This window comes from Bowmanella denitrificans, from assembly GCF_002887595.1.
GTDB classification, from domain to species: Bacteria; Pseudomonadota; Gammaproteobacteria; order Enterobacterales; family Alteromonadaceae; genus Bowmanella; species Bowmanella denitrificans.
In genome coordinates this window covers 176,456-189,852 of the sequence record NZ_PEBU01000010.1, presented here as the reverse complement: position 1 = coordinate 189,852, position 13,397 = coordinate 176,456, and the positions used below count along the sequence as shown (strand labels likewise).

Sequence of the window (13,397 nt, the reverse complement as noted above, 5' to 3'; positions counted from 1 at the left end):
GCTTAAAATTTCCTGTAGGTAACAAACAACATAAATTGCGTGGTAGAGGTGACATCCACTAAGGGACTCTGCTTGATGCTGTCATCCAGCCGTTCATGAGTAAGCTGGGCATTTACCGCCCATTGAGCCGCGAAGGGGTAGATAAGCTGGACTGACGCCTGATAGTTGGTAGCGGCGTCGGCCTGATAGGCAAAACGGCCCTGCGCCGGATTAATATTGTCGCCATTAATGCCGTACAGATAATCGGCATACTTGTCACTTAACCAACGAAAACCGCCGCCCAGTTTTACCTGCACACCACGATTGCCCTGGTATACCGGATACATATAGAGCAGGCTTGCAGAGGTACCTTTGGACTTGTCAGACACATCCTGACTGACGGTGGCACTCAGATGCTGCCAGTTCATATCCAGTCTGGCAGCCACTTCGCCGTCTGGTGCATGGTAGCCGTCAAATACCGGGTCATCCGACAAGTCATCATTAAAGTTGAACATGCTGTCATAGCCTTCATCGCGGTAATCCAGGCCTGCTGACAGCGCCACCGGCCATTGCTCATCCGACAAGCGATACTGAAAAATGCCGCTTTGCATACCAAAATGCCAGCGGCCGTATTCCGCATCGATGTATGGCAATACGGCATACTGTACCGGCATATCTTTCCATGGGGTTTCATGCACAATGGCACCGCCACCAACGGACAAAGTCCAGTTGTCGGCCTTTACCCAACCTCCGCTTACCAGGTATAAGAACACCGTGATCCAGAATAAATAGTTTTTCATCGCCAGACTCTCCATGATTGAATTGTGAGCAGATTAGCTTTGCGGATGGATGCCAGCATGTGACAAATGTCATGCGCTTGGTGCTCGTGGTGGAATCGTGACATTTGCCCTATTCGGGCCCTTCAAGCGGTATGCGATACTGACAATATGAAAAGAACCAACAGACTAAAATACAAAGTGATTGGGCTTGAGCTTGGTCTTGGACTGCTGACTTGGGCGGTGATCAGCTTCGTGACCTTGTACTTTTGGTTGCACGGTGATGCAAATTTTCAGTCTTATCTTGCCCCCAATCCCATGGCCATTGCATTTGTTTGTCTGCTGTTGGTGTTGTTTCTGGCTGGATATCTTGAGCGCCTGTTAGGGCGACGCGCTCTGTGGATCGGGCCGCTTGTGCAGTTTTTATGCTTACTCGCACTGATGTGGCTGTTCCCTAATGGACTGGTGCTGGTGCTTGGCATTATGTTGGTGGCGCATTTGGGGGAATTGTTTGTTAAGCCTTGGATCTGTGTGCTTATCTGTCTGATTATTCCCGCCATAAATTTTTTATGGTCGCCAATGGAATATGGATTGGTAAATACCGCATTGTTTATCACCCTGAATCTGTTCGCCTTGTTGGTTTCTACCCGCCTGGAGGCAGAGCGGCGCGCCAAGGAAGCCAATGCACACTTATTGCGGGAACTTCGCGCCACCCAAAGTTTGCTGCATACCACAACCAGGCGGGACGAGCGCTTACGTATCGCCCGTGATCTGCATGACGTGCTTGGTCATCACTTGACCGCACTGAGCATACAACTGGAAGTGGCGAATCAGTTGAGCCGCGATACGGCACAAAAACATATTCAGCGAGCCCAGGAGCTGGCTAAGTTATTGCTGTCTGACGTGCGTGAGGCGGTGGCGGATATTCGCCGCAGCAATCAATTGGATATCGCGTCTGCCATCCAAACCCTGATTCAGGATCTGAACAGTCTGGATATTGCACTGGAAGTAGCCGACGACTTAGTGATTACCGATGCCAGGGTGGCTGAAGCCTTGTTTCGTTGTGCTCAGGAGGCTATCACTAATGTGCTCAAACACAGCGATGCCAACCATTGTCGGTTACGCTTGGACAAGCATCAGGGCGTGGTAAAGTTACTGGTGGCAGACAATGGCAGTAATAACAAACAAGTGGTTGCGGGCCATGGTCTGTCCGGCATGCGTGAGCGTTTAAACAAGTTGGATGGCGATCTGCAGTTTGAAAATAGTGGGTCAGGCTTTTGTCTGATAGCCAGCGTACCGGATAGCTAAGTATGAATGTCAGGATAGTATTGATAGACGACCAGAATCTGGTTCGTGAAGGCATCAAGAGCCTGCTGCAACTTAAACCCGGTCTGAATGTTGTCGCCGAAGCGGATGATGGCAGTGCAGCAGAAACACTGGTGCGCCAGCACCAACCCGATGTGCTGTTACTGGATATCCGTATGCCCAGGGTGACCGGCCTGGATGTGCTGCAGCAATTTAAATCCGCAGGCATTCATGTGCCGGTGCTCATTCTGACCACCTTTGATGACCATGATTTGGTATTGGATTGCATTAAGCTGGGGGCCAAAGGCTATTTGCGCAAAGATGTCAGCTTTGAGGTGCTAACCAACGCCATACTCAATCTGGCCCAGGGCAAAAGCTGGTTGCAACCTGCGGTGACCTGCCGGGTGGAGAAAGCCAGAGACAGCGAAGATTCACCCACCGCATTGATCGAACAGTTAACCGATATAGAAGTGCAAGTGCTGCGATTGGTGGCGGCCGGTTATTCCAACCATGAAATCGCCGATGCGCTGTATAAGTCGGTAGGCACTATCCGTAATCAGGTGTCGTCGATACTGGCCAAGCTGGAGGTCAGGGACCGAACCCGTGCCGTGCTTAAGGCGCTGGATCTGGGCCTGATATAAAGGTTTCAAACTGATTGGGAAGATAGTCTGCTAACTTACCGGCCAGCGCCACATATTGACTCAGCGCGCGGGGCAGGGTTTGTGCTATGGCGTCCAACTGCTCTGCCAGCCCGCTATTACCTTTGTCGGCAGCCTGTTGCAGGGCCAGCGGTACATTGGCAAAAGTACTGAACAGCCTGAGCAGGTGGCTCAGTTCGCTGGCGGCTTGCGGCGCATACTGCTGATTCTGGGTTTGCATCGCTGTCCAGGCCTGTTGCCAGGTGCTATGCAGGTGTTGGTGGCCCAGCAGACAGCCACTCATCCATTGGCTTAACGGGTCTTCTATGGTCAGGCCCTGATGATAACGGCAAATATCCGGCAACAATGGTCCTTCATCGCGCATCTTGCCAAGCCCATGTTTAAAGCTGTCCATTAATACCTGGGTTAACTGTTCTGCCTGGTTGGGCTGCAGATCTTCAGCGCTGATCAATACCCAGGGCATCCATTGCTGAGGCGGGGGAATTTGCGGGGCGGCGCAAACGGCGAAAATCAGTCCTTCCACTTCGTGTGCGGCCCGTAAGTGCTGCGGCAAATCCTCACAGAGTTGCAGCAGGGCGAGATGCTGAGACTCAGATTTGCCAGTCATAGCTTGGTTGTCCTGGTTGGTTTTGCACCTGACGCGCAGGATCCAGCAGACAAAGCTGGGCGTTTGGCGGCGGCGCGTGCAACTGGTGGCAGGTCAGGCGCTGATAATGCTGCATAAAGCGTGCAAGCGCCTGTTCATTCATACCCTGCCCGCGGCGCGCGATGAGCTTTTGCTCCTGTTCGGCACGCCATCTTTGCACGCTTTGCCAGTCTGGTGCTTGCAGCACCAATAGTTTATCCAACTGGGCAAACAAGCGCTGATATTCCCCGGCCAGTTGCGTATTGACGTATTGACGCCAACTGCCGTCGCTGTCTTCATTTTCCTCCAGCTCATTCACTGGTGTCTTCAGCTGCGCTTGTGACTGCGGTAAGGCTCCCAGACACCAACCCTCCAGGATTAGAATATCCACCGGTCCCTGCAGCCAGTGGCCTTCCAGTGCCCGGTCATCTGTAGCTTTGTCAAAACGCGGTAGATTAAGTTCCAGCCCGGCACGAAAACGGCGAATAATCTCCATACCCAGATTAATATCATGGGTGCCGGGTACACCGCGGGTGGCCAATAAGGGGTGCACCTGGGCGGCCAGCCAGCGGCGGTGAGGCTTGGGATAATACAGGTCATCCAGCGATAAAATGGCCACCTGCAGACCAAACTCCTGGGCGACAACAGCTTGCAGGTATTTCACCAGAGTCGATTTACCACTGCCCTGTGCGCCATTGATGCCCAGTACTTTCGGGGCATTGCGCACTGCCAGACTGCTGGCAAGTGGCCACCATTGACGATGCAATAGCTGCATGGCCTGTGGGGATAAATCCAGTAATTGAGTCAGTTGAGCAAGGCTGCTGGGTAACATAGTGGCATCCGAAACACGCTTATATCTATTACAACAGAAATTGCTGTGTGTAGTAATAACGAAGACGGGATTAAATGCCACTGAAGGTTGCGCTGGTCGCAGATTAAACGGTATCCATCGGTCCAGCCTTGACCAGAATGTTGTTGGAGATGTTATACTGTCACCAGTTTTTGGTCTAAGCAGTTTGCTCATGAAATTACGCCTATCCCCTGTTCTTTTAGCGCTTCTCCCGGTATTCGGTTGGGCTGATGACAAGCCCACCCAGAAGGATGAACATGATATTGAAACACTTATTATCAATGCTTCACCGATTAAACGTACGGTATTGGAGTCGGCCACACCGGTATCTATTCTGAGTGGCGAAGAGCTGGATCAGAATCAGGCGGCCACCCTGGGTGAAACCCTGAAAAATACCCCTGGGGTCAACAGCTCGTACTTTGGTCCGGTGTCCAGCAGCCCGATTATTCGTGGCCTGGATGGCCCGAGGATTAAAGTAGTGCAAAATGGCCTGGATGCGTCAGATGCTTCAAGAGTGGGGCCTGATCACGCAGTTGCCACTGAAGCCTCTACCGCCACTCAGATAGAGGTGTTACGCGGCCCAGCTACTTTACTATATGGCAGTGGTGCCATTGGTGGCGTGGTCAACGTCGTGGACAACCGCTTGCCGCAGCAAACCCAGGACGGCCTGAGCGGCGAAGTGATGGGTTTTTATGACACGGTGTCCAACGAGAAAAGCGTCTCTACCGATCTGAATGGTGGGGCTGGCAACTTCGCCTGGCACCTGGATGCCTTTAGTCGCAAAACCGACAATTTTGAGATCCCCGGCGAGGCCGAATTGCATCATGACGACGACGGCCAGCAAGAAGAACATGAAGAGCCCAGCGGCTACCTGCAAAATTCAGCCATAGATGCCCAGGGCTTTACCCTGGGCAGCGGTTGGATCACCGACGATTTCCGTCTGGCACTGTCTTATGGTCGTTTGGAATCCGACTATGGCGTACCTGGTCATTCCCATGAGCATGAACATGAGGAAGGCGAGCACGAAGAAGCCAACCACAACGAAGAATCCGTGTATGCCAGCCTTAAGCAGGACAGATTCCAGGCTGTGGCCGATTGGATGAATTTGTCGGGCCCGTTCCAGGCGGTGCATTGGCACAGTGGCTATACCGACTATCAGCACAGCGAAATAGAAGACGGGCAGGTCGGTACCACCTTTAAAAACGATACGCTGGAATCACGCCTGTGGGCCGAACATAAGCCGCTGTTTGGCTGGGAAGGGGTAGTGGGATTGCACTACAACGATGGTGAGTTTTCGGCCACCGGTGAGGAAGCCTTTACCCCACCAACCGACAGCCAGAGCCTGGCCATGTTTGTGCTGGAAGAGAAACGCAGCGGTGACCTATTGTGGCAACTTGGCTTACGCTTGGAAAAGGTGCGTCATCAGGCCGACAACCGCTTCTTTGATGCCCTGGCTCACGAGCACGAAGAACATGACGATGAAGGCGAAGAACAACACCACGAGATTCATTTTGACCAGCAGCGCTATACCAGCCTGAGTGCGTCAGCCGGCATGGTTTGGACCCTGGATGAGCATCAGTCGCTGGCGTTTAACTATGCGTTTTCCCAGCGCGCACCGTCTGCTTCGGAAATTTTCGCCAATGGCCCGCATATTGGTACCGGCACCTATGAGGTCGGCGGCGGTTTTAGCATCCATGAGCATGATGATGAGCATATCCTGGAACAGGCCGAGACCAAAATGGACAAGGAAGTGTCCAATAACCTGGATGTCAGCTACCGCTATCATGCCGAGCAGTGGCATGCGTCGGTCAGCCTGTTCTACAACCATGTGGACAACTATATCTTCCAGCAGGATACCGGCCTGGTGATCAGCGACGGCCATCTGCACCATCATGATGACGAGCCAGCTGGCGAAGAGACCCATGACGAGCACGAACATGAGCATGGTGATGACCTGCCGGTGTTCCTGTTTGCACAGCAGGATGCCAAGCTGTATGGCTTTGAAGCCGAGGTGGACTGGCACTTTGCCGACAACTGGCGGGTAGATGCCTTTACCGACTACACCCGCGCCAAGCTGGATGACGGTACTAACGTGCCGCGTATTCCGCCCTTACGTGTTGGTGCGGCCCTGCACTTTGAATACGACAGGTGGCATGCGGAAGCCGGTGCAACCCGTTACAGCAAACAAGACAAATACGCCGACTATGAAACCGCAACCGACGGCTACACTTTGGTGTCTGCCAGCGTTAATTACTATCTGCCCACGGATCTTGCCGACATCACTCTGTTCCTGAAAGGCGACAACCTCACCGATGAAGAAGCCAGGGTGCATTCGTCTTTCCTTAAGGACGTTGCCCCGCTGCCAGGTCGCTCTGTGCGCTTTGGGGTGAAAGGACGTTTCTAAGTAAGCTCCTGAAGCTGATGTTTTGTAAGGGATCCCAAGTGGATCCCTTATTGTTTTTGCGATCCTGATCGGTACTGAGGATCGCTCAGGATCAAGGTATTCAGACCTGTCTGGCACTGATTGCAATCACGGCTTTTAAGGTGCCTTAAGCATTTTCTTCAAAATAAAACACAGTTTTTTCCACAGGCATTGTGCAAAACGGTGCATAACTTTTGTACCTGAATAACATGCTTTTTGCACAATAAAACAAAGTGAACAGCCGTTATATCTGGGGATTTCAGATAGTTTTGCGGCATTAACGGCGAGCCGAAAGATTCAATCTGGTGACAATGCTTAAGTTTTAATCCATTAAATCAAAAAATAATCCACAGGTAAGTGGCCAAGGCTGCTCAGTAAATCGCATGTGGTTGAATTATAAGATCAATAGCCATGACGATAAGATCCTTACCGGCCATAAGGATCCTGGCGGATCTGGCTAAAAGCCAGGCAATTCAATCACTTTGTCAGCAAGCTCAGCTTTCTGTGATCTCGGCAGCCACCAGTTTCAGATCGTCGACCAAACAGGCCGCCGCTGGTGTCAGGCCGCCCTCGGTGCGCATGGTAATACCCACCGGCCCTTTACGGGCAAGCGCGGGCACGGGTAAACGGCATAATTCGCCGAGCTGTTCGTAGGTACGAAAGATCTGATAAGGCATGGCGGCGATCATATCGGTTTCACGTAGCAGGGTACGGTTGGTCAGCACCGATACCGACTCCACCACCGGCGCGGGCGAGGGTAGGCCCTGATCACGAAAGTTCTGATCCAGTTCGCGGCGCAGGTAGGTCTGTGGTGACGGCAAAATCCAGTCTTCCTGCAACAGATCTTCCAGACTCAGTACTCCGCGGTTACTTAGCGGGTGGCCTGCCCTTGCCACAATCATGGTGGGTTCCTCATACAGTTCAATGGAGGTTAAGCCGTCGTAATCCTGGTGCTCCGGGATCCTGCCCACTACCAGATCCAGATCGCCCTGTACCAGATTGGGCAACAGCACATCCTGGGTACCTTCCACCACGGTCACAGAAATATTGGGCCGCTCGGCGCGCAGTCGCACCAATGCCTTGGGCAGCAGGGTTAAACTGGCGGTGATCAGGGTGCCCACCGTGACATGGCCTGACAAGCCGCCTTGCAAAGAGGTGAGCTCCTCGCTGACATGTTTGATTTGCGACAGCACCAGTTTGGCATGTTTGATCAGCACCTCGCCGTACAGGGTGGGCACCACACCGCGGGACGAGCGTTCAAACAACGTAAGCTCATAAGCCGATTCTATATCACGGATAATCTTGGTGGCGGCAGGCTGAGCCATATTCATCAGCTGTGCGGCCTTAAAAATATTGCACTGCTCGCCCACCGTTACCAGTAGTTTCAGGTGTTTGAGCTTCATGCGGGCAACCATATCGCGTTGCAGTTTTTCTGGTGTCATGTTCAGGATCTCAGTGATTTTTACGATCAGCGGCGCCCATTTGTTATCAGTGAAAAGCTATAACAATGTGAATTTGCCAACCCTTTTATTATGTCTTACCACAGTTTTAGCTGGATAAGAAATACTCAATTTCAATTCCTGATGATTCTGCTCTGTTACACCCCTGCCTGCGCCAGCGGGCCAGGAGGTATAACTTTTATCTTATATCCAAGTCGGTAAATTCTATTTTTGTATTATGTTAACGGCCTGTAAAGTCATTCCAAGTCTCAGCTCTGCGTCTTGCAGCCACCAGAGAATCAGGAATGACATCGAGTATTTTGCATCACTATATCGCCGGCGAATTTGTCGACAGCAGCAAGCGTTTTGACAATATCAATCCGGTTAACGGCCAGCGTATTTGTCAGGTGGCCGAAGCCGACAAGAAGCAGGTCAATCAGGCCGTTATGGCCGCCAAAGCGGCCTTGCAGGGTCCCTGGGGCAACATGTCGGTGCAGCAGCGCGCTGCCCTGTTACACAAAGTCGCCGACGGTATTGAAGAGCGCTTTGATGAGTTTGTGGCCGCTGAAATGCGCGATACCGGTAAATCCCTGCAACAGGCCTCCAGTATTGATATCCCGCGCGGAGCAGCCAATTTTCGGGTGTTTGCCGATATGGTAAAAACCGCTGGCAGTGAGTGTTTTCATACTGATACCCCAGATGGCAAAGGTGCACTGAACTACAGCCTGCCTAAACCCCTGGGCGTGGTGGCGGTTATCGCACCCTGGAATCTGCCGCTATTACTGCTGACCTGGAAGCTGGCACCGGCACTGGCGGCGGGCAACTGTATCGTCGCCAAACCGTCGGAAGAGACGCCGTCCAGCGCGACCTTACTGGCAGAAGTGATGCATGAAGCGGGTATCCCGCCTGGGGTATTCAACCTGATCCATGGCTTTGGCCCTAATTCAGCAGGCGAATATCTCACCAGCCATGCACACATTGACGCTATTACCTTTACCGGTGAATCCCGTACCGGCAGCGCCATTATGCGCGCAGCGGCAGAACATGTTAAACCCCTGTCTTTTGAACTGGGTGGCAAGAATGCGGCGATTATTTTTGACGACGCCGATTTTGATGCCGCAGTGCAAGGTACGGCCCGTTCTGTTTTCACCAACGGTGGCCAGGTTTGCCTCTGTACCGAGCGGGTCTATGTGCAGCGCCCTATCTTCGAACGCTTTGTCGCAGCACTAAAGCAAAAAGCCGAAGCCATGAAAATTGGCTGGCCCACGGATGCCGACACCGACATGGGGCCGCTGATCTCCTTTGAGCACCGCAACAAGGTGCTGTCTTATTACAAACTGGCGGCCGAAGAAGGCGCCAGCTTTGTGACCGGCGGTGGTGTGCCTGAATTTGGTGATGAGCGCGATCAGGGCGCCTGGGTACAACCCACTCTTATTACCGGCCTTAGCGAAGAGGCACGCTGCGTAAAAGAAGAGATTTTCGGCCCGATTGCACATATTTGCCCCTTTGATACTGAAGAGCAGGCCATTGCGCTTGCCAATAACAGTCGCTACGGCCTGGCAGCCGCTATCTGGACCCGGGATATCAGCCGTGGTCACCGGGTCGCCAAGCAAATGGAAGCCGGCATGATCTGGGTAAATACCTGGTATCTGCGCGATCTGCGCACCCCCTTTGGTGGGGTCAAGATGTCAGGTATTGGTCGTGAAGGCGGCCAGCATTCCCTGAATTTCTATGCCGAACCCAGCAATATCTGTATCAAGCTGTAAGAGGACATTATGCAATCACAAGCCACCGACGCTGAACTACGTGCTGCCTTGCAGTTGCGCCAGGCCCATCAATCCGGCCAGCCCTGCGCCCCGGTCAGAACCTTACTGGCAGACAATGATCTGGACAGTGCCTATCGGGTGCAACAGCTCAACAGCCAATATTGGCAGGAGCAGGGCCGCCGCCTGGTGGGGCGTAAAATCGGTCTGACCTCCAAGGTGGTGCAAACCCAGCTTGGGGTAGACCAGCCGGACTTTGGCGCCTTGTTTGCCGATATGGCCATCGCCGAAGGCGAAGATATCCCCATAACTGCGGTACTGCAGCCAAAAATAGAAGCCGAAGTGGCACTGGTACTGGAACAGGACCTGGCCATGGAGCAGCCCACCCTGGCGGATTTGCTACGCGCCACCGCTTTCGCCCTGCCGGCCCTGGAAGTGGTTGGCAGCCGGGTCGCCAATTGGGATATCCGCATTGTGGATACCGTGGCCGACAACGCCTCAAGCGGTTTATATGTGCTGGGGGGAAAACCGACCTTGCTCAGCCAGGTTGACCTGAAACTCTGTGGTATGACATTAAGCCGTCGCGGCGAACCCGTGTCCACCGGAGCCGGGGTGGCCTGTCTTGGCCATCCATTAAGTGCGGCCTTGTGGCTGGCAAAAACCATGGTACGCCATGGCCAGCCGCTACGCGCCGGCGATACCATTTTAACCGGCGCGTTGGGGCCCATGGTGCCAGTGCAGGCCGGGGATGTGTTTGATTGTGAAATTAGCGGACTGGGCTCGGTACGTGCCAGTTTCGGTACCAATTAAGGAGGGCCTGTGGACAGCAAACAACATCAAACCGGGCAAATGGCCGATATTCTGGATAAGGCCATGCTCAATAGTCAGGCCACCCCTCAGCTTAGCCTGGACTATCCTGAAATCGGCCTGAAGCAGGCCTACCAGATTCAGGCCGCTGGCATTGAAAAGCGCATGAGTCGCAGTGAAAAGCTGCTGGGCATTAAGATGGGTTTTACCAGCCGTGCCAAGATGCTGCAGATGGGGGTGGACGACCTGATTTGGGGCCGTTTGACCAGCAGCATGCAACTGGTGGAAGGCGACAGCGTGTCGATGCAGCGCTTTATTCACCCCAGAATTGAGCCGGAAATCGCTTTTCGTCTGAATAAAACCCTGAAAGGCAAAGTCAGCCTGTTGGAAGCCATGAGTGCGGTAGACGCGGTGGCCCCGGCGCTGGAAATTATTGACTCACGTTACGCCAATTTTAAGTTTTCACTGGCCGATGTGGTGGCGGATAACTCCTCGTCGTCAGGCTTTGTGCTGGGCCAGTGGTGTTCTCCCAAACTGGATATCAGCAACCAGGCCATGGTGATGGAAATCAACGGTAAACCGGTGCAAATCGGCTCATCCTCAGCCATTCTCGGTAATCCCTGGCGCTCGCTGGTGGAAGCGGCGCGCCTGGCAGCGGAATCCGATATCTGTCTGGAAGCGGGCTGGATCGTGCTGGCCGGCGCGGCCACCGCAGCACACCCGTTGAATGCCGCTGATCATGTTTGTTTGCATACCAGCAGCATGGGCCAGGTGCACTTACAGGCAGGAGAATAATATGACCAAGCGTGCAACCCTAGTCAGCGGTAAAGCCACACCGCGGGGCAAATTCCCGCATATTAAACGGGCAGGCGACTTTTTGTTTGTGTCTGGCACCAGCTCCCGCCTGCCTGACAACAGTATCGTTGGGGCCGAGGTGGACGCCATGGGCACCACCAATCTGGATATCCGGGCCCAGACCCGCGCCGTTATTGACAATATCAGCGATATTCTGGCCGCTGAAGGGGCGTCATTGGCAGATCTGGTGGAAATCAGCACCTTTCTGGTCAATATGAACGATTTTGGTCCTTACAATCAGGTGTACAGCGAATATTTCGATGCCAACGGTCCGACCAGAACCACGGTGGCGGTGCATCAGTTACCCCATCCGCATCTGCTGATTGAAATCAAGGCGGTGGCGTATAAGCCACTGACAGAGTCAGCCACCATCAAGGAGAACTAACATGACGCAACTTAAAGCTTTCAACTTCCAAAAGTGGCTGGATGACAATCAAGACAAGCTGCAGCCGCCGGTTAATAACGCGCTGATCTGGGAAGACGCAGACCTGATGTGTACGGTGGTGGGCGGGCCAAACCAGCGTTTTGACTACCATGTCGATCCGGTGGAAGAGTTCTTTTACCAGATGAAAGGCAATGCCTATCTCAACATCATGGGCGACGACGGCCCATACCGGCTTGAGCTCAAAGAAGGTGATGTATTTCTGTTACCGCCTTATGTGCCCCATTCTCCGCAGCGCCCGGAAGCTGGCAGTCTGTGCCTGGTGATTGAACCCAAACGTCCCGATGGAAAGAAAGATGCTTTTCGCTGGTATTGCCTGAGCTGCAACCATCTGCTGCACGAAGTGCAGGTAGAGCTGAAGTCCATCGTTAAAGACTTGCCCCCGCTGTTTAAAGCCTTTCAGGAAAATGCGCAATTACGCACCTGCAGTGCCTGTGGCGAATTGCACCCCGGCAAATAGGAGTTGGCCATGAAGTTAATCGATATGCACGCGCATTTTTTTCCGGCCAGTCTGCCGGATTTTGCCGCACGTTATAACAGTCCGGGCTGGCCACAGGTGGTGCATAAAAATGCCGAACAGGCCGATATTCTGATTGACGGTAAGCTGTTCCGGCCTATTACCCATGCCTGCTGGGACAGCCATAAGCGTCTGGCCGATATGGACACACTGGGTATCGATACGCAGATTATGTGTGCTACGCCGGTCCTTTTCGCTTATCACCGGCCGGTGGAACAGGCTTTGGCACTGGCGGCCTGGCTGAACGATCAGGCGCTGGAACTTTGCACCCCGGACAATCAGCGCTTAAAAGCCCTGTGTCAGGTACCCATGCAGGATATTGATGCCGCCTGCGCCGAGGTGTCACGCTGTATGGCCAATGGTCATGTGGGCGTACAAATCGGTAACCATGTGGGCCTGAAGAATCTGGATGATGAAGGTATTGTCACCTTCCTGCACCACTGTGCCGATATCGGCGCGCCGGTGTTGATCCACCCCTGGGATATGATGGCGCCGGAACGCATGCCCAAATATATGCTGCCCTGGCTGGTGGCCATGCCGGCCGAAACGCAGCTGTCGATTCTATCCCTGATCTTATCCGGTGCTTTTGAGCGCCTGCCCCGCAGCCTGAAAATCTGCTTTGCCCATGGTGGCGGCAGTTTCCCCTATCTGATCGGCCGGGTGGACAACGCCTGGAAGCACCGCGACATCGTGCGTGAAGACTGCCCCAATCTGCCTTCCAGCTATATGGACAGATTCTATGTGGACTCTGCGGTATTTCACCCTGACGCCCTGGCCCTGCTGGTGAAAACCATGGGCGAAGAGCGGGTAATGCTGGGCTCTGACTACCCCTTTCCGCTGGGTGAACAGGTCATCGGCGAGCTGGTAAAAAGCCACGATGGCCTTGGCCAGCACACCAAGCAACGTATTTTGGCGGACAACGCCGCTGAGTTTTTTAACCTTAATTAATAACGGAGAC

Annotated in this window: 13 protein-coding genes; 9 read left to right on the top strand and 4 right to left on the bottom strand. The window is 53.5% G+C overall.

The window, feature by feature from the left end:
• Nucleotides 1–2: 2 nt before the first annotated feature.
• Nucleotides 3–779 carry a MipA/OmpV family protein gene (locus tag CSR04_RS17990; RefSeq protein ID WP_172449409.1) on the bottom strand — a complete coding sequence of 259 codons (777 nt, stop codon included), beginning with the start codon at nt 777–779 and terminating at the stop codon, nt 3–5.
• A gap of 147 nt (nt 780–926) precedes the next feature.
• Between CSR04_RS17990 and CSR04_RS17985 the strand changes: the two genes are divergently transcribed.
• Both CSR04_RS17985 and CSR04_RS17980 read left to right on the top strand, forming a co-directional pair.
• Entirely contained in the window at nt 927–2,063 is a 1,137-nt protein-coding gene (locus CSR04_RS17985) for a sensor histidine kinase (protein WP_172449408.1), read from the top strand.
• Nucleotides 2,064–2,065: 2 nt separating this feature from the next.
• The gene (locus tag CSR04_RS17980) at nt 2,066–2,701 is read left to right on the top strand and encodes a response regulator transcription factor (protein ID WP_102797701.1); all 636 of its coding nucleotides are present in this window, start codon (nt 2,066–2,068) and stop codon (nt 2,699–2,701) included.
• Here the strand turns inward: CSR04_RS17980 and CSR04_RS17975 are convergent.
• Together CSR04_RS17975 and CSR04_RS17970 are read right to left on the bottom strand one after the other, a co-directional pair.
• Entirely contained in the window at nt 2,673–3,326 is a 654-nt protein-coding gene (locus CSR04_RS17975; protein ID WP_102797700.1) for a UPF0149 family protein, read from the bottom strand. The genes CSR04_RS17980 and CSR04_RS17975 overlap by 29 nt on opposite strands.
• Complete coding sequence (locus tag CSR04_RS17970) at nt 3,310–4,176, bottom strand: hypothetical protein (RefSeq protein ID WP_102797699.1); 867 nt, start codon at nt 4,174–4,176, stop codon at nt 3,310–3,312. Before CSR04_RS17970 ends, CSR04_RS17975 begins: the two co-directional genes overlap by 17 nt.
• A 190-nt stretch (nt 4,177–4,366) precedes the next feature.
• On the opposite strand from CSR04_RS17970, the gene CSR04_RS17965 reads away from it, so the two are divergent.
• The gene (locus CSR04_RS17965) at nt 4,367–6,598 is read left to right on the top strand and encodes a TonB-dependent receptor domain-containing protein (protein ID WP_102797698.1); all 2,232 of its coding nucleotides are present in this window, start codon (nt 4,367–4,369) and stop codon (nt 6,596–6,598) included.
• A gap of 512 nt (nt 6,599–7,110) precedes the next feature.
• Here the strand turns inward: CSR04_RS17965 and CSR04_RS17960 are convergent.
• Nucleotides 7,111–8,058 carry a LysR family transcriptional regulator gene (locus CSR04_RS17960; protein ID WP_102797697.1) on the bottom strand — a complete coding sequence of 316 codons (948 nt, stop codon included), beginning with the start codon at nt 8,056–8,058 and terminating at the stop codon, nt 7,111–7,113.
• Nucleotides 8,059–8,360: 302 nt separating this feature from the next.
• Here CSR04_RS17960 and CSR04_RS17955 point away from each other — a divergent pair, with 302 nt between their 5' ends.
• From CSR04_RS17955 to CSR04_RS17930, 6 genes are read left to right on the top strand one after another with little or no spacing between them, the layout of a single operon-like run.
• Complete coding sequence (locus CSR04_RS17955) at nt 8,361–9,821, top strand: 2-hydroxymuconic semialdehyde dehydrogenase (RefSeq protein ID WP_102797696.1); 1,461 nt, start codon at nt 8,361–8,363, stop codon at nt 9,819–9,821.
• A gap of 9 nt (nt 9,822–9,830) precedes the next feature.
• Entirely contained in the window at nt 9,831–10,628 is a 798-nt protein-coding gene (gene mhpD, locus CSR04_RS17950; RefSeq protein WP_102797695.1) for a 2-keto-4-pentenoate hydratase, read from the top strand.
• Nucleotides 10,629–10,637: 9 nt separating this feature from the next.
• Nucleotides 10,638–11,420: a 2-keto-4-pentenoate hydratase gene (locus tag CSR04_RS17945; RefSeq protein ID WP_245921723.1), complete on the top strand. Its 783-nt coding sequence runs from the start codon at nt 10,638–10,640 to the stop codon at nt 11,418–11,420.
• A gap of 1 nt (nt 11,421) precedes the next feature.
• Nucleotides 11,422–11,865: a RidA family protein gene (locus CSR04_RS17940; RefSeq protein ID WP_102797694.1), complete on the top strand. Its 444-nt coding sequence runs from the start codon at nt 11,422–11,424 to the stop codon at nt 11,863–11,865.
• 1 nt (nt 11,866) lies between these two features.
• Nucleotides 11,867–12,382, top strand: coding sequence for a 3-hydroxyanthranilate 3,4-dioxygenase (locus CSR04_RS17935; RefSeq protein WP_102797693.1), 516 nt, complete (start codon nt 11,867–11,869; stop codon nt 12,380–12,382).
• A 9-nt stretch (nt 12,383–12,391) separates the two neighbouring features.
• Nucleotides 12,392–13,387 carry an amidohydrolase family protein gene (locus CSR04_RS17930; protein ID WP_102797692.1) on the top strand — a complete coding sequence of 332 codons (996 nt, stop codon included), beginning with the start codon at nt 12,392–12,394 and terminating at the stop codon, nt 13,385–13,387.
• Nucleotides 13,388–13,397: the final 10 nt, after the last annotated feature.

Coding starts and splice junctions, on each gene's coding strand:
- CSR04_RS17990 (WP_172449409.1), bottom strand. CDS start 779: ATGAAAAACTATTTATTCTGGATCACGGTGTTCTTATACCTGGTAAGC.
- CSR04_RS17985 (WP_172449408.1), top strand. CDS start 927: ATGAAAAGAACCAACAGACTAAAATACAAAGTGATTGGGCTTGAGCTT.
- CSR04_RS17980 (WP_102797701.1), top strand. CDS start 2,066: ATGAATGTCAGGATAGTATTGATAGACGACCAGAATCTGGTTCGTGAA.
- CSR04_RS17975 (WP_102797700.1), bottom strand. CDS start 3,326: ATGACTGGCAAATCTGAGTCTCAGCATCTCGCCCTGCTGCAACTCTGT.
- CSR04_RS17970 (WP_102797699.1), bottom strand. CDS start 4,176: ATGTTACCCAGCAGCCTTGCTCAACTGACTCAATTACTGGATTTATCC.
- CSR04_RS17965 (WP_102797698.1), top strand. CDS start 4,367: ATGAAATTACGCCTATCCCCTGTTCTTTTAGCGCTTCTCCCGGTATTC.
- CSR04_RS17960 (WP_102797697.1), bottom strand. CDS start 8,058: ATGACACCAGAAAAACTGCAACGCGATATGGTTGCCCGCATGAAGCTC.
- CSR04_RS17955 (WP_102797696.1), top strand. CDS start 8,361: ATGACATCGAGTATTTTGCATCACTATATCGCCGGCGAATTTGTCGAC.
- mhpD (WP_102797695.1), top strand. CDS start 9,831: ATGCAATCACAAGCCACCGACGCTGAACTACGTGCTGCCTTGCAGTTG.
- CSR04_RS17940 (WP_102797694.1), top strand. CDS start 11,422: ATGACCAAGCGTGCAACCCTAGTCAGCGGTAAAGCCACACCGCGGGGC.
- CSR04_RS17935 (WP_102797693.1), top strand. CDS start 11,867: ATGACGCAACTTAAAGCTTTCAACTTCCAAAAGTGGCTGGATGACAAT.
- CSR04_RS17930 (WP_102797692.1), top strand. CDS start 12,392: ATGAAGTTAATCGATATGCACGCGCATTTTTTTCCGGCCAGTCTGCCG.